Origin of the sequence: Nocardia sp. JCM 34519.1, assembly GCF_020361265.1 — a bacterium.
Taxonomy (GTDB): Bacteria; Actinomycetota; Actinomycetes; order Mycobacteriales; family Mycobacteriaceae; genus Nocardia; species Nocardia arthritidis_A.
Map to the genome: position 1 here is coordinate 64162 of NZ_JAIRBR010000021.1, position 15650 is coordinate 79811.

General features: G+C 66.6%; 14 protein-coding genes. 12 read left to right on the forward strand and 2 right to left on the reverse strand.

The annotated features are described in order from the left end of the window. Window positions 1-224 precede the first annotated feature (224 nt). The 7 genes from LGY53_RS35080 (at window position 225) to LGY53_RS35110 (ending at window position 9504) form a co-directional block, all read left to right on the forward strand. Window positions 225-2300 (forward strand): ADP-ribosyltransferase domain-containing protein, encoded by a 2076-nt coding sequence (locus tag LGY53_RS35080; RefSeq protein WP_225730995.1) that lies wholly within the window; start codon window positions 225-227, stop codon window positions 2298-2300. A 68-nt stretch (window positions 2301-2368) separates the two neighbouring features. Then, entirely contained in the window at window positions 2369-2542 is a 174-nt protein-coding gene (locus LGY53_RS35085) for a hypothetical protein (RefSeq protein WP_225730996.1), read from the forward strand. An 834-nt stretch (window positions 2543-3376) separates the two neighbouring features. Next, complete coding sequence (locus LGY53_RS44280; RefSeq protein ID WP_225730997.1) at window positions 3377-5302, forward strand: acyl-CoA dehydrogenase family protein; 1926 nt, start codon at window positions 3377-3379, stop codon at window positions 5300-5302. Beyond that, window positions 5299-6630 carry a cytochrome P450 gene (locus tag LGY53_RS35095; RefSeq protein ID WP_225730998.1) on the forward strand — a complete coding sequence of 444 codons (1332 nt, stop codon included), beginning with the start codon at window positions 5299-5301 and terminating at the stop codon, window positions 6628-6630. Before LGY53_RS44280 ends, LGY53_RS35095 begins: the two co-directional genes overlap by 4 nt. Continuing rightward, window positions 6627-7559 carry an alpha/beta fold hydrolase gene (locus LGY53_RS35100; RefSeq protein ID WP_225730999.1) on the forward strand — a complete coding sequence of 311 codons (933 nt, stop codon included), beginning with the start codon at window positions 6627-6629 and terminating at the stop codon, window positions 7557-7559. Before LGY53_RS35095 ends, LGY53_RS35100 begins: the two co-directional genes overlap by 4 nt. Before the next feature lie 2 nt (window positions 7560-7561). Then, complete coding sequence (locus LGY53_RS35105) at window positions 7562-7831, forward strand: hypothetical protein (RefSeq protein ID WP_225731000.1); 270 nt, start codon at window positions 7562-7564, stop codon at window positions 7829-7831. Continuing rightward, window positions 7786-9504 (forward strand): enoyl-CoA hydratase-related protein, encoded by a 1719-nt coding sequence (locus LGY53_RS35110; protein ID WP_225731001.1) that lies wholly within the window; start codon window positions 7786-7788, stop codon window positions 9502-9504. Before LGY53_RS35105 ends, LGY53_RS35110 begins: the two co-directional genes overlap by 46 nt. A gap of 191 nt (window positions 9505-9695) precedes the next feature. Here LGY53_RS35110 and LGY53_RS35115 read toward each other — a convergent pair whose 3' ends face one another. Continuing rightward, window positions 9696-10943, reverse strand: a complete 1248-nt coding sequence (locus LGY53_RS35115) for a helix-turn-helix domain-containing protein (RefSeq protein WP_225731002.1) — start codon at window positions 10941-10943, stop codon at window positions 9696-9698. A gap of 249 nt (window positions 10944-11192) precedes the next feature. Between LGY53_RS35115 and LGY53_RS35120 the strand changes: the two genes are divergently transcribed. The 3 genes from LGY53_RS35120 to LGY53_RS35130 are packed head-to-tail and all read left to right on the forward strand — an operon-like array spanning window position 11193 to window position 14093. Then, on the forward strand, window positions 11193-11855 hold the full coding sequence (locus LGY53_RS35120) for a dTMP kinase (protein WP_225731003.1): 663 nt from the start codon (window positions 11193-11195) through the stop codon (window positions 11853-11855). Further along, the gene (locus LGY53_RS35125) at window positions 11852-12655 is read left to right on the forward strand and encodes a hypothetical protein (protein WP_225731004.1); all 804 of its coding nucleotides are present in this window, start codon (window positions 11852-11854) and stop codon (window positions 12653-12655) included. The genes LGY53_RS35120 and LGY53_RS35125 overlap by 4 nt, the downstream gene beginning before the upstream one ends. Continuing rightward, window positions 12624-14093: a B12-binding domain-containing radical SAM protein gene (locus LGY53_RS35130; protein WP_225731005.1), complete on the forward strand. Its 1470-nt coding sequence runs from the start codon at window positions 12624-12626 to the stop codon at window positions 14091-14093. The genes LGY53_RS35125 and LGY53_RS35130 overlap by 32 nt, the downstream gene beginning before the upstream one ends. Here LGY53_RS35130 and LGY53_RS35135 read toward each other — a convergent pair. Then, window positions 14090-14563: an NUDIX domain-containing protein gene (locus tag LGY53_RS35135; protein ID WP_225731006.1), complete on the reverse strand. Its 474-nt coding sequence runs from the start codon at window positions 14561-14563 to the stop codon at window positions 14090-14092. The genes LGY53_RS35130 and LGY53_RS35135 overlap by 4 nt on opposite strands. 208 nt (window positions 14564-14771) lie before the next feature. Between LGY53_RS35135 and LGY53_RS35140 the strand changes: the two genes are divergently transcribed. Then, window positions 14772-15329 (forward strand): hypothetical protein, encoded by a 558-nt coding sequence (locus LGY53_RS35140; protein WP_225731007.1) that lies wholly within the window; start codon window positions 14772-14774, stop codon window positions 15327-15329. Continuing rightward, complete coding sequence (locus LGY53_RS35145; RefSeq protein ID WP_225731008.1) at window positions 15326-15649, forward strand: hypothetical protein; 324 nt, start codon at window positions 15326-15328, stop codon at window positions 15647-15649. Before LGY53_RS35140 ends, LGY53_RS35145 begins: the two co-directional genes overlap by 4 nt. The last annotated feature ends 1 nt before the right edge of the window (window position 15650 follow it).

The window sequence follows — 15650 nt, forward strand, 5'->3', positions numbered from 1 at the left end:
TGACACACATCACAATGGAGATATTTCGGGCGCTAGCGCGTCTCAATAACGTCGGTTGACAAGGCGGATCGCCCGCCTGCGTAATCCGCCCGTCGGTGCTTAAGGGGCGACTTAGCCCGGGGCTATCCCGGGGACGTGCCGTCTTTCCATAGCCTCCGCGCATGTGCCGATCGACAGCTCAAGGTGGCCGGCGCTGCCCGAAGTGCGGCAGTGTCGGGGCCGCGATGAAAGCCAATGGCAATCGGCGTTTGAACCGGCTGGCTCGATCGAAGGTGGTCGCCTTCCTCAAGGAGCAGGGCCTTGTCGAAACAGCAGCGGCGGTGCAGGCTGCGCCGCCAAGTCTGCTGGCCGAGCTGATGTCGGGCCTCGGGATCGATCCGAAGATCCTGGGCAATACTCCGATGCCGAGCACTCATGCCAACCCGCCCTCGGCAAAGTTGCTCATTGCTCAAGCGCTGGCCGAGCGGGAGAAGCTGGCGGCCCCGAAACTCAGTCCCGCACAGGTCGCGCTGAACAACGCCGAAGACAACCTCGCCGCAGCGGAGGCCGATGCGGCGGCCGCGGTGAAGCGCGTCAACAGCGCCAAATACCAGCTGACGAAGGCGAAGTCGAAAGCGAAGGCTGACCCGGATGCGGGCAAGGACGCGGAAGTTGTTGCCCGGCAAGCGAATCTGGAAGCGGCCAAGCAGGGGCACGCGGCGGCGCTGCAGCAGGTTGAGCGTGCTCGTGATGATGTCGCCGCTGCGAAGTTCGGGCTGGCCGCCGATATGGCCGCCGAGGAGCGCGACGCCTACTACGCCAGCCTGACCGAAGACGACATCGAGGCGATTACTCGCTCGGTTAACCGCGGTTACGCCGAACAGGCCACGGACGCGCTGGGAGCCGGTGGCACGCCGGCCATCTCGAAGACTTCTCGCGATACGAAGATCTACGAACACGCCAAGATCCCGATGGAGACCGGCAACGGGACCGTCATCGTCGAGGGCCGAAAGCTCGACGGCGGCACCGCGATCTATCGGCGCGGCAGCGGGGATTTCGTTGTCCTGCAACGCAAGGGCGACGCCTACCATCCGATCACTACCGCTGGCGGAAAGTCTCAGGCTCTGGACAGGGCCAACCGGATCCCGATCATGACCGGGCTGGGGGAGTTGCCCGCCGACGCCACCGATATGCAGCGCCAGGCCTACGAGATCAAGGCCGACCTCATGCTGCAGGTCGCGACCAAAGCCGCCAATGGCACCGCGAACTCCCCGGCAGCGCAGCAGAAGATCATCGACGACGGAATGACCGGCGCCGCAACGAAACTGGCCGATTCCGTCGGTGGAGGCGTAGTCCGCGCCGACATCTATGACGGGACCAAACGCCACAAGAAGGCGATGCGGGAAAAGGCCGCCCACGAGGCGGGGGAGAAGGCCCGCGCTGCGGCCCTGGCTTCCGGCGCCACGAAAGCCCAAGCCGACGCCGCCTACGCCGCGGCTCGCCGCAAATCCCTCGGCACTCCCACCCGCGGCGGCGGAGTGATCCCGCACTTCGACCACAAGATCCCACCGGACAGCATCGGCGCTGAGAAACACGCAAGCTTGACCCGCAGCGGAATCCGTGCCTGGGGCGCCGAAACCGCTGACGACTACGCGATCATCGCAAAACGCGGCGGTGATCTGAAGGCATGGGGATTCACCGACAACACCGGTGAGGTCAAGACCTCCAACATCGCCGCGCTGACCAAGGACAACGCCGAATTCGTCGGGAAGGTGCTGTCGGGCAAAGAGCGCAGCGCGTTCACCACCTATACCGGCGGTTCGTATATGGCGATCAATGCCGCCATTACCGGCCGTGACACGAATCCGAGCCCGTACACCAAATCGGTGGTGGCGCAGCTGCAATCGGGCTTCGACAAGTTCCGTGCGCACAACACGAACATGAAGCCGATGACGTTGATGCGCGGCTCGCGGGTGCCCAGCGGCTGGAAGGGGACTCCGGAGGAGTACCTGGAGGCCGCGTTCAAGCCCGGCTCCCGGGTAGAGATCGGCAAGGTCACATCTTGCAGCACTCGCAAGCAGACTGCGCTGAACTTCTGCACGCACCCGCCTTACATGCTGGTCATCCGGACCCGCGACGGGCTACCAGTCAAATCGATCTCCCAGTTCAGCGGCGAGGACGAAGTGATAGTTCCGCCGGGCACACATCTGCGGTGCGTCCGTATCGATAAGAACGGCATCGGCGGCAAGCCGACGGTCTACCTCGTCGCCGAGGACCTGGTCGCCGAAGAAGAAGAGACCACCTTCGCTGTGGCCGCGTGATACAACCCAGTGACCAGCACAAATGGCAGGTCCCTCGCGGAGCGCCCAGGCAGGAAAGGCAATAGGAGATGAGTCTCCCCACGGAGTGGATCGAGGAGATCAAACAGCGCGTCGAGGCCGGGCTGACACCGGACTCGATCGCCGACTACTTCGGGCGAATGGTCGACGAGATCACCCTCGAGGAGATCGCCGAGGTCCGAGACACCGCGATCGCCATCACCCAGAACAACCCACCCGCCTGATCCGAGTGAGTGGCGTCGCCGCCGAACCAGGCCAGCGCGTCGGCGCATCGACCTGGGCGAATCGCTAATTCCGCCGTGCCGCCGCGGTGCGTACGATCAGCAATGGGCCAGTAAATCCCCCCTTTTACTGAAAGCCCGCTACGTGGCCCGGTATTCGGGCCACGTCCTTCGAATGGTGCCGCCGGGATACCCCCCTAATCCCGGCGGCATCGCCCGTTTCGGACCGAGAGACAGGGCGCGCACCTCGGCTACCTGCAGTAGTGTCCGAGTCGTCCCGCAGTATCTCGATCAAGTGGTGCGATCTATCCTCGTGCGATACGTAATCCGTTGCGCTACAGCCGGGCTCTCCACAGGTGTTGCCTCCTCGCTCGGATCCGCCCGAACTCGATCGACCGCAAGTTGCTCCACGGCTCGGCCGAATCCGTAGAGGACCAACCCATCCCATGCCGAGATAGCCCGGCTGCCGGAGCTTTTCACGTCGGGGACATGCCATTAACGCAGTTCCCTGGGCGCACAATCTCTGCGGCCCCGTCCAGGCCGCGGTGAAACCTCCGGGGCCGGCGCCGTTCATTCGCTGTCCCCTGACTGTGCTGGTAGCCGCGCCTCGACGCCGATGCTGTGACGTGGGACACAATCGATGTTTGCTGGGATGACAGGTCGCCGCCGTCGGCGGTGGAGTGGAAAACCGTTGTTGTACACGGCAATTCGCTACCGGTGTTCGTACTCGGCTGGCCGGGCGAGGAGCGCGATGGCGCCGATAGCTAATTGAGATCGCTGGGCGTCGGACCGTTAGATCGGTGCTCATCAGCAGCCGACAACAGCGAGGGGAATCCCGTGGGGCGCAGCCGAACCGCCGAGTCGACCAGCCACGCCGCGCTGGTCGAGGCCGAACCGATCATTTTGCTTTCCGGCGCCGACGGTGAACCACCGCCCGCGGGCCGAGCTTTCCTGCCGAGCGGCTCGGTGGCGGATTCGTTACGGCACACCATCTTTGGTGACGAGCATGCGGTGAGCCTGCTCGTGCGCGACGCCGTGGTCGGCCTGGGGGATATCCCGCAGTCCGGGCTGACCTACGCGCAGGAAGCCGACAAGAGCTTGGCGCTGCTGCGCCGGATCATCGTCGAACTGGGCGGCTCGGCCTGTGAGATCGCCGCCGACACCCAGTTGCGCGGCGCGCTGTGTGATTGGGCGGCGATCGCCGCACCGCGGCTGCTGCCGGTATTGACCGGACACTTCGATCTCGCTATCGGCGCGATCCTGCGTCTGGGCAACGGTTCGGACTACCAGCAGGAACTGTTGGCCGAGCTCGATACCGGAGCGGCACTGGGTGCCCTGCTGCTGACCGAGCTTGGTGGCACCAACGGGCCCGATCAGCAGACTCTCGCCGAATGGGATGACGCGATCGGCTGCTTCCGGCTCTCGACACCATCGGCGGCGGCCGCGAAGTTCATGCCCAACGTCGCGACCGGACCGCGAACGGTCGTCGTGACAGCCCGGACCATGATCCACGGCCAGGACGAGGGAGTGCTGCCGTTCTTGTTCCGGCTTCGCGACGAGAACGGGCTGGCCGCCGGGGTCCACATCGCCGCTCTGCCCGACAAGGCATGGGCGCCAATGGATCACGCCGCTATCCGCTTCGACAACACCGTGGTGTCACGTGACGCTTTGTTGGGAGGGGAGTGGGCACAGATCGACACGGATGGAAACCTCGACTGCGAACTCGGGAAACGCCAACGATTCCACCGCGCCATCGGCGCGCTGCAGTCAGGACGGGTCGATCTGGCCAACGCCTCGGTCGCCAGCGCCCGCGCCGGACTGGCGGCTCTGAGTAACTACGCGCGCCAGCGTCTACCCGCCGGCGGCATACTCATGGCCGAGCGGGACGCGGTACAGCGTGCCCTGGTCTCCGGCCTGGCCAACATCTACGCGATGAGCGCGCTCGGCGCCGAGGTCCGAGACCGGCTGGCCGACGACGATGACCCGGGCCGCATCGGTGTCTGGGCGATGCTGACCAAACCGCTGCTGACCACCACAGCCCACTCCGTGCTCATGACCTGCCGACACCGCGCCGCCGCGCAAGGGGCGCTACGCACCAACTACCTCGTCGACTGGATCGGCAACCTCGAAGGAGCGCTCACCGCCGAGGGAGAGACCGAAGTGCTGCAGGTCGCCGCAGGACGGTTACCTCGTCAGGTTGCTCTGGGCAGCGCCCACCCGGCCCTGGATATCTCCCGGCTGCGCGTGCGCGACACCCCGGCCGAGGTGCCGTGGTGGAGCCAACTGCTGTCCAACCGCGAGAGCGCACTAGCGCTTGCGGCCAAAGAGAACCGCTTCGACGGCATCGGCGCTCTCGGCCCGGACTCCGGCGCCGTCGAGATGGCCACCGCCACCGCCGAGCGGCTGGCCGTCGACGCCCTCACCACCGCGGCGCACCGCAGCACCGACCCCGCCGCTCGCGCGCTGCTCACAGATCTCGCCGCGGTGTACGCGCTCGAACGTATCGAGGCTCGAGCCCGCTGGTACACCGCTAACGGTCAGATGACCCCGGCCACGGCCACCGAGGTCGACGACGAACTGACCCGCCGCCGCCGTGCCCTCGTCGACCACATTCCCGAGCTGGTGGCTGCGTTCGACATCCCATATCTCCCGGCCCCGATTCTGTCGAGCGACTACCTCGCTGCCTGGCAGCACTACATCGGCTGGGATGACGCATTCCCCTCCGAACCGGCACCGGAGTTGAACGAAAGGTTGCGCCGATGACCAGCGACATCGTCACGTCCCCTGCCACTCGGTGCCCACCGGGGCCGCGGCTGCCGGCCGTGCTCCAATCCTGGCTGTACGCGCGACGGCGCGCGGGATGGTTGCACAAACTCCGAGACCAGCACGGCGACGTGTTCATGATCCGGGTGAAACCCTACGCCGACCGGCTGGTCGTGCTGTCCAACCCCGAGCACGTCCGGCAGGTGTTCGGCGCCGCAGCCACCGAGGTACACGGCGGCGAGGGCAACCACCTGATCGCGGGCCTGATGGGCCCGTCGAGCGTGATGGTGGCCGACGAAGCCGAGCACGCGCGGCTGCGCAGGCTGCTGCTCCCGGCATTCACCGGCGCCGCGCTGCGCGGCTATCGCGCCGCCATCACCGAGATCGCCGAATCCGAGCTCGAAACCTGGGCCGACCAGGACGATCCGGTCCAGACCCTGGCCCGGATGAACGCGATGGCGCTGGAAATGATCCTGGGAGTCGTCTTCGGCGTCACCGACTCGCACCGTCGCCACGAGCTGGCCCCACTCCTGGAACAAGTCGTGACGATCCATCCACTCGTACTGGCGGGTTTGAACTGGCCGCGGTTGCGCGGTATCGGGCCCTGGGCGCGCTACCGGCACACCGAGGCACGGATCAACGGCCTGCTCTACGCCGAGATCACCCAGCGCCGCCGCGATCCGCAGCTGGCGCAACGCCGGGACGTGCTGTCGCGGATGCTAGCCGTCGGCACCGGAGACGACGAGCCGCTGACCGATACCGAGGTCCGCGACCAGCTCATCACCCTGCTGCTGGCCGGCCACGAAACCACCGCCTCGGCGCTGGCCTGGACCTTGTACGAGCTGGCCGCTCACCCGCTTGTCCAGGATCGGGCACGGCGGGCGGTGCTCGACGGTGACGACCGGTACATCGACGCCCTGCTGCGCGAATCCATGCGCGTGCACACGGTGATCGGCGGTACTTATCGGCGATTGACCACCGACATGCAGTTCGGGGACTGGCTGATCCCGGCCGGGGTGTATGTGACCACGAGCTCCCTGATCACCCACCGAGATCCGGACCTATTCGACGACCCGCTGGCCTTCCGGCCCGAGCGTTTCCTCGACGGCAGCGTGCCCAGCACCGCCTGGTACGCCTTCGGCGGCGGAGTACGCCGCTGCCCCGGCGCACAATTCGCGCTGCTGGAAGGCCAGCTCGTGCTCCATGCGGTGCTGACCCGCTACACCCTGTCGCTACCTACCGGCGTCGAGCCCGCACAGCACGCCGTCCGCAATATCACCCATGTGCCGGGCAACGGCGCATGGATCCTGGTGAGGAGAATCCGGTGACCAGCACCGAAATCCGGCCCCAGCCCCTGACCGTCCACACCGGCGACGGGCTGCGCCTGGACGCCACCGAGATCCCCAGCCCCACCCCAGCAGTCACCGTCGTCTACCTGCACGGTCTCCTGGCCGACCAGAGTTTCTGGCAGCCGGTCATCGAGGTCGCGACGCCGCGGATCAGCTCACACGCCTCCCAGATCGCCTACGACGCCCGCGGACACGGAGCCTCCGAATGGCCGGCGCGCCACAACGACACCGACTTCGCCGTACTGGCCGACGACCTGGCGACCGTGATCGACACCCTGCCCGGCCCGGTAGTACTGGTGGCGCACTCGATCGGCTGCTACACGGTGCTCGAACATGCCAAACGCCATCGGTCGCAACTGTGTCGCGTCAGCGAGATCGTGCTGTTCGCCGCCGCCGGAGAAGAACCCCTGTGGCCCGCCCTGCGGAGCTTGCGGCCCGCGGCGGCCGGACTGCGGTGGATGCGCCGCCGCGGCCCCCTCGACGCCGTCAACGCCGCCGGGCACGCCTACTTGGCCGCCCGGCTACGCTCCATGGCTGCCCACGCCAAACCCGGTCGCGCACAATTGATTCCGAGTATGCATCCGGTGGATCCGCGAGTGACCGCGGATATCTGCACCGCCGTCACCACTTTCCAGGTCGGGTACCCACTCCTGCGTGAGCTGACCGGCGTGCCGGTGCGCTTGGTGACCGCCGAGTTCGACCGAGTGATCCCACCCGCCCAAACCCACCAGCTGGCCGCCCGGATGCCCGATGCGATCATCGACCACGTCGCCACCGCCGGGCATTCCCTGCCGCTGTCGGATCCCGGCCGCGCCGCCGCCGTCGTCGAGGCCGCCGTCGCCTCGTTCAGCCCACGACGCCACGAGATCACCGTGCCGAATCTGCCCGTCGCGCAGGCCGGTGAGTGATCGTGAGCCACGACCTCATCGCCGCCATCATCGCCGGCGCCTTGGCGACTGCCGTGCTCACCATGCTGGTCATCGCCGTCCGCGGCCCGCGAATCTCCTGGGCGACGGCACCCGCATCGGCCGGTCGCCGTGACGAGCTGGCACCGACGGCGGTGCTCGCCGAATCGACAACCGTGATGGGGAATTCGGCATCGACGCCCGAATTTGCTGTATCGGAAGGACTGAGGTGGTTCAGCGCATCCTGCTGCTGTGCAGCGCCGACAACGGACTGACCCGCCGGGCGCGCCTGGCGCTGCAACGTCGCGGCCACCGCGTGCGCACAGCGGTGGTCACCGACTCCGCCGATATCGAAAACGCCGTCGCCGCAGCCGATTTCGATATCGTGATCTGCCCGTTCCTCACCGCCGCGATCCCAGCGTCGGTGTATCGGCGATGGTGGCCCAACGTCGTGGTCATTCACCCCGGCCCCGTCGGCGACCGCGGCCCGAGCAGCCTCGACTGGGCGATCCACGACCAGGAAATACAGTGGGGCGTCATCGGGCTCACCGCCACCGAGCAGATGGACGCCGGACCGATCTGGGCCACCCGAACCTTCCGGCTCCCGGCGGACCGCCGCAAATCCGACATCTACAACTCGGTCGTCGCCGACGCAGCCGTCCAGATCATCCTGGAAATCGCCGACAAGGCCGCCGACCCCACCTTCGAGCCCGTCGACCAGGACCAGCTGTGTCGGCCGGTCCCGCACGCACGAACCCGCCCACTGATGCGCCAAACCGACAGGGCGTTCGACTGGGCCGACGACCCCGAACTGATCCTGCGACGAATCCGAGCCGGCGACGGATCCCCGGGAGTGCGCTCGCAGATCGCCGGTCATTCCGTCTACCTCCACGACGCCCACCCCGGCCGCACCGTGGTGAACGCGCCCGCAGGCAGTGTGATCGGACGCCGCCACCACGCGATAGAGATAGCTTGCGGGGACCACCACAGCATCTGGATCGGTCATCTGCGCGCCGACTTGGGTGACCGCTGGTCCTGCAAAGCACCCGCCACCACCGCCCTCGGCCGTGCCGGATTCCCTATCGGCTCCCTACCCGCCACCAATCCGGACGTGACAACCTTCCGCGACATCACCTACCGGGTATCCGCCGATAACCTGCTGGGAGAGTTGACTTTTCGTGCTTACAACGGTGCGATGACGACGGATTTGTGTAGGCGACTCGCACGTGCGATCCGTGCCGCGGGCCGCCGGAACACCCGAGTTCTCGTAATCCGCGGCGAAGTCGGCACCACGTTCAGCAACGGGCTGCACCTGGGCGCCATCGAACTCGCCCGCGATCCCGCCCGCGAAGCATGGCGGAACATATTGGCCATCAACGCGGTCTGCGAAGAGATCCTGCTCAGCCGCAACACCGTGACGATTGCGGCGATGACCGGCTCGGCCGGTGCCGGTGGACCGGTCATGGCGCAGGCCGCCGATATCGTCGCCGTGATCAATCGCGCGGTCCTCGACGTGCACTACCGCACCATGGGCCTGGAGGGCTCCGAACTCCAGTCCCTGACCTTGACCAGACGCGTCGGTGCCGAGACCGCGCAACGGCTCCTGCGCGAATGCGCCCCAATCGACACCAGTGAAGCGCTGGACATCGGCCTCGTCGACCAGGTCGGCCCCGATATCGGGTTCGACACCTGGTTGGCCGAATCGGCCCAGGAATTCACCAACACCAGCCGGTGGGAGCCAGCCATTCGTCGCAAGAACGCGCAGCTCGACCGCGATCTTGCCTGTCGGCCGCTGGAGGCCTACACCTATTCGGAGCTGAGCAGAATGGCCGACAACCTCTTCAACGACAGCCTCGGATTCGCAGCCAAGCGAGCAGAATTCATGAACAAGCGGACCGCATCCCGGCCGTTGACAACACCGCAGCCCGTCGGGATAGCAATCCGTTAGCGTGCCGGTTGATCGAAAGCCGGGCGACGCGACAGGTACCCCGCGATCTCGGTGTCCTCCAGGTGCGTGGGACATGTCATCAGCACAGCTCAGACCACGCTGACTACTTCCGATGATCATGACGAGCTTTCGGGAGACAGGGTGCGGAGCGGACCGGGGGAGTCAGTGAGGGCAGCCCCGGGGTAAGTCGGTCAGGCGAGATGCGCTGTCCTGGCGTTGGTTGGTTCGGCCAGGGCGCCAACTCGTTGGGCGAGTTGTCCGAGTTGGCCGGAGGTGAGGGTGCGGCGGGCCCGGCGCAGCATGTAACCGGTCAGTTCGCGTACCACCGTGCGTGATCGGACATATTGGGGTGCAACGGTTTCGGCGCGCAGCAGTGCGGCGATTGCCTCGTCGTATCGGTTGTCCATCGCGTATCCGCGGGCGCATTCGATGTAGAAGCGGGCCAGCCGTTCCTGGGTTCGGATGGTGGTCGGGTCGACATTGGCGGCCAGTTCGATCGCCGCGCCGCCGCACCCTTCCTCCAGCGCGATGCTCATGGCCCAGATGTCGACGTTGGCGGGGCCGAAGGCCAGCCGGAATGCGTCGGTGTCGTTGCCGGTGCGGGTGGCCAGGTCACGGGCTTCGGCCAGGTGTGCCTCGGCATCTCTCCCTTGTGCGGCGCTGACCAGCGCGGATTGCAGGTGCAGCATGCCGAGGATCTGTGAACCTTGGGCGGTGGTGGTGAGTTCGGATTGAAGTTTGTCGGCGGTGCCGCTGGCTCGTGTGTAGGCGGCTGGCATTCCGTTGGGTATCGCCAACAGCACTTGGCTGTAGACGAATTCGCTGGCCGCGACGGCGACCCGGTCGCCGATCTCGTCGGCGGCTTCGGCGGTGAGGTGGGCGGCGTTCCAGGCCAGGGAGGTGTAGCCGAGTCCCTTGGAGGCCAGTGCGGTGGCGAACGCGGCGCGTGACAGTGCCGACCATGCGGTGCGCCGGTCGGGTTCGGTGCCGGTTGTCGTGCGGCGATGGCAGTCGGTGAGCAGGTCCGGCAGCATCTGGCCGAGCGCCGAGAGGTCACCTGCCATGCGCAAGTCCAGGGCACGATCGGCTTCGCTGGCCAATTCGGCGACTGGGGCCGGTTCACGGTCGTCGGCGACATGCCCTGCCGCGAGCAGCGCTACCTCGATCGCGGGCACCGCGGCATGGAATGCGGCGGTCGGTGACAGGTAGCGGTCGTCGGGATGTCCGGTCAGATCGGCCACCGACACCTGCAGGGCGGTGGCAATGGAGTAGAGCGCTGCGCGGGAGTCCAACGGACGCTCGCCGTTTTCGTATTTGGCGATGGCGCCACGGCTGAGGCCGACGCGGTCGGCCAGCACCTGCTGACTGATGCCACGACGTTTCCGGTAGGCGGCGATCTGCTGGCCGATGAAGCGGTCTCCGTTGTCGATATCAGTCATGGTGGCATTCCTGTGGGACATTCGGTTGACATCATTGAGGGTAGACCTCGGCTTCTGCCGTGTCATCGGTCCCACCACGGGACGAATTAGGTGTGTCCCGTGGTGGGACACAATGGCCGCGGTGTTGCCCCACGATGTGATGCAGCGCACGCCGCCGGGCTGTCAATCCCTCCCAGCCAATCCCGCTCCGCGCAGGGTTCTGCGGCAGTGAGCCTGTGCCCGAACACTATTCATGCAGGGGGTTCCGCGATGAGTTCTCACGGGTGTCTGGTCTCGATAGACGGCCCGAACGGTGTCGGCAAATCTGCGGTGGTCGCGAGCCTGGCCGAGAAGCTGGCGAAACGCAAGATTCCCGCATTCGCCACCGCCCAGCCCAGTTCCGGTCTGCTCGGGCAGGTGGTGCGATCGGTGTCGGAGACGTGTGGTGGGGTCGCGTTGGCATTGTTGGTGGCTGGTGATCGGCTCGCCCAGCAGGACAGTGAGATTGCCCCCGCGCTCGCCCGCGGTGAAGTGGTGGTCACCGATCGCTATCTGCCATCGTCGCTAGTGCTTCAGGTCATCGATGGGGTGCCAGTTGACCGGGTGTGGGCGTTCAACGACTGCGTGCGGGTACCGGATTTAGCGGTGATCCTGCTTGCGGACCGGTCACGTATCCGGGATCGGCTGGCCAAGCGCGAACAAGACGGCGGGCGGCGCAGCCGGTTCGAGCACGATCCCGCTATCACTGACCGCGAGGTGGAGCTGTTCGATGCGGCCGCGATGGATCTGCGGCGGCGGGGCTGGCCGATCACCGTGATCGACACCAGCAGGTTGTGGCCGTTCCAGGTGGCCAACCAGATTGCTGATCTGATCGAGGAAATGGTGACCGGTAGACCAGCATGGACGCCCGCGGCACGAAAGCACACCGCATGATCATGCGTGACCACCTCGGGTGGACGAATCTGATCGAGGGGCGCTGGTGCCGGGCCGTCACCGACGGAACCTCCGCGGCGGGCCTGGTCGTCGCCTACCCGCTGCCGGGTGGGGACGTGTCGATCGAGCGGTGTGAGACGGTCGCGACCGACCTGGTCTGGGTGGATCCGTCCGGGTTGGCCGGCCCCGATGATCTGCTGGCACCGTTGAAGGCGGCTGGAGCGGTAGGTCGGCTGACGAACCCTTCGTTGTGGGACGCGATCGCGACCGCGATCATGCGGCAGGTGGTCCGGGCTGGGCAAGCACGCAAGGTGTATCAGCGGTTCAGCCATCTCTACGGCAGGCCGGTCCGCACTCCCGGCGGTGCGGCCTGGCTGTTTCCCGACCCGAGCCAGGTGCAGGCGATGACCTCGGACTGCTACACCGCCGCCGGAGCGAAGTTCTTCGAACCGAAACTGAAAGCCGCCGCCGCGGCGTACCTCGCTGACGGTGACGAGTGGGCGCGGCTGCCTGCAGCGGAGCGGGTGGAGGCGTTGCGGTCGGTGTCCGGGATCGGGCAGTGGACCGCCCGCGCCGCGGTCTGTGACCACACCAGTGATTTCGGGTTGTACCCGCACAACGATCTGGCGGTGAGGACGTGGGCGCGGCGGCTGAACCCGGCCCGGGAGTGGCCGCACGACCCGGCCGACTTCGCGGCCGCCTGGCGCGAGATGTGTGGCCCGCAGCTTTCCGAATGGACTCTACTGACCTTGGCTTGGGGGATCGGTCATGGCGACCTCGACCGCAGCACCACATCCTGACCTCATCGCTGGCGCCGACTCGCGGCATCCGTTAGATCTGGTGCTGGTCAACGCGCCGCTGCGTGACTACGGCGTCCGGCCGCGGGTCAACGATTTCACGCTGCCCGTGCTCGGGATGGCCTACATCGCCACCGTCGCCGCGCGCCACGGCCACAACGTCGGTGTGCTCGACGCCGAGGCCCTCGGCTTGGGCATCGGCGACACGGCCGCGCTGGTGAACCGGGCTCGGCCGCGCTGGGCCGGGTTCAACCTGCTAGCCCCCACCTATCAGATCTCTGCCACTATCGCCGCCGCCCTCGACCCGGATATCCGGGTGCTGCTGGGCGGACATCAGGCCAAGGCGATGCCGGTCGAGATCCTGACCGATCCCCGCATGTTGCGTTGCGGCGCGCTGGTGGTCGGCGAAGCCGAAACCCGGGTCGTCGAACTGCTCGACGATCACCGCAGCCGCTCCCGGCTGCCCGGCGTGATGTGGCTGGACCCGGTCCTGCACTCCCCGGTCATTGGTGGAATGCCCGGCACCGGGCACTACCTGGCGCCGGATATCGATGCGATGCCGTTCGTGGACCGCACCTATCTGGCAGACGATCCGCACGTCGAGGGCGGTCGGGTCGAGGCGAACATGGTCGGTGCCCGCGGCTGTCCCTACAACTGCTCGTTCTGCGGAGCTGCGGTGTCTGCGAACCCGGATGTGCAGATTCGAGTCCGCAAGGCGGACAACATCATCGACGAGATGACCGCGCTGCGCGACGAGCTCGGCGTGACTGCGTTCCGGTTCGTCGACGACCTGTTCCTCGGTGCCCGCCGCGTCATCGACGCCATGATGGACGGGTTCACCGCCGCCGGAGTCGGCGAATGGGCGCGCTGGGACGCGACAGGGCGCATCAACGTCCTAGACCGCATCCCTGATGCCACGCTGGATGTGCTGGCCGCCAACGGATTACGAGAGGTTGCCGTAGGCATCGAATCCGGCAACGAGGCGATGCTCGAACACATCGACAAACGCATCACCCCCGCTATGGCCCTGCGGGTCGTCGATCGCCTGCTGGCCCACGGAATCAGTGTGAAGGGCTATTTCATCCTCGGGTTCCCCGGCGAGACCACCGCACAGATGGACGACACCGAGAACCTGATCCACCGGCTGTGGGAGGTCGCCGACACCCGCGATGGCGTGTTCCGATCGAGCGTTTTCGAGTTCCGTCCCTATCCCGGAACTCCCGAATGGACACGGCTAATGGCTACCGGCCGATACACCAGTGAACAGCTGCTCGATTACGCGCCCGTCGACCTGACCGCCGGTGGCGTGGACCAGGCGATGCTCGGCCGAGACGAATTCAATTTTGCTGTGCCCGTACGCCTTTCCGACGCACCGCCGGGGTACGTGCGTGACAAGCTGACCTCCCTGTCGCGCACCCAATACGCCCGCCTGCACGGCTAGACGACGACAGGAACCCGGTAATGTGCACTGCCCCAACCCGATTCGCCGAACGACACCGACGCGCCGGTCAAGAACGCACGTATCCCTTCGGCGGGGTACTCGATGATATCGACCTGATCCAGATCGCCGACCGGAAACCATTGCACCGCAAGGCATTTCTCCGGCTCCGAGTTGCCAGGCTCGTTACGCCACTGGGCAGCGTGCAAGAAGATGCCGAGCCGTGGTTCCGGCCCGCTGCCGGCGACGTGCACCACATGTACTACTCGCAGATCAGCAGGGTCGATGAGGGCACCGACCTCCTCGAACGCCTCCCGCGCCGCCGCCACCGTGATCGGCTCGTCCCGGTCCACCTTGCCCGAGGGCAGATGCCAGCGGCCCGCGAATCGGTCGCTGCCACCGCGCTGGGTCAGCAGCAGCCGGTCACCTTCGGTGAGCAGCACGTGAACGTCGATCAGGTGACGATGGACCATCGGCGCGACCTCCTGGACGCTGGAGCGTTTCGCCGGAACCCTACGCCCCCACGCCACGGTCACAGAACCAGTGGCGCCGTGTCGGCGCGCGGGAGCCGCGCTGACAGGAGCAAGCAGGCAGATCTCGTCCAGTCGAGGGCATCGATGGCCGCGGATCCGGCACGTCGACGCGATGGATCCCGCGGTGAGCATTCCGAGGAGTAGGCCGATGACACCGGTGTTTGGGTATTTCCGGCAGGCGCTTGTGCACCCGAGTGCGCGCTCGGATGTGACCGCGCAGTTGGAGCAGGCCGCCCAGAACTACGGCGGCAGCGCAATCCGGCTGTTCGCCGAGCGAGGCTCGGCGGTTGGGGTGCTGTGGAGGATGGCGGTCGACGCCGATTCCGAATCATGTGGGCTGGTCTTACCGCGAATTCGCAGTATCGCCGATCGAGATGGCATTTCACTCGATCAGGTCCTGGCTGCGCCGGTGCAGACGATGGGGCTGGTGTCGCTGATGGTCGAATTGGCGCGTCTGGGCGAGCGGCGCGGCTACCTGGTAACCCCGACTCCGGCGCATCTGGCGTTTCCCCCGGGACTTACTGCCGATGCAGTGCTGCATTTGATCACGGCCGCGGCTCCGGGTGTCACCGTCCTCTACACCAGCGCAGCCGGCGGGGGGACCTCCACTCGTGTCGAGGTGCCCCTCGCAGACGATGACGAGTCGATCGCGACATTGACCGAGGCGGTGTGCCGATATCTGGCGCTGCCGCGCAGAGCCTCATGATCACCGCGCAGGCGATCGTGCGCCGCGACCGATCCGGACCCGATACGCACGCGCATGCCGAAGAGCTCGAAAAGCTCGCTACCGGAGCGGGCTTCGTGCTCCAGGGTGACCGGGCGCTCGTCATCGATTCCGATGCGGGGCTGCCGCGGCTGCTGGCCCTGGGCACGGTCGACGCGGTCGTCGTGCGCACCCTGGGCGACGTGCCGGGATGGCTGGACTATCTGCGAACCGAATCCGAGGTGTGGACGTTGCAGCCGCGCCACCGATGGCCGCGCAGGCCCGTCGCTGAGGAAACTCGGCAGCTATCGGAGCACCGCTAGG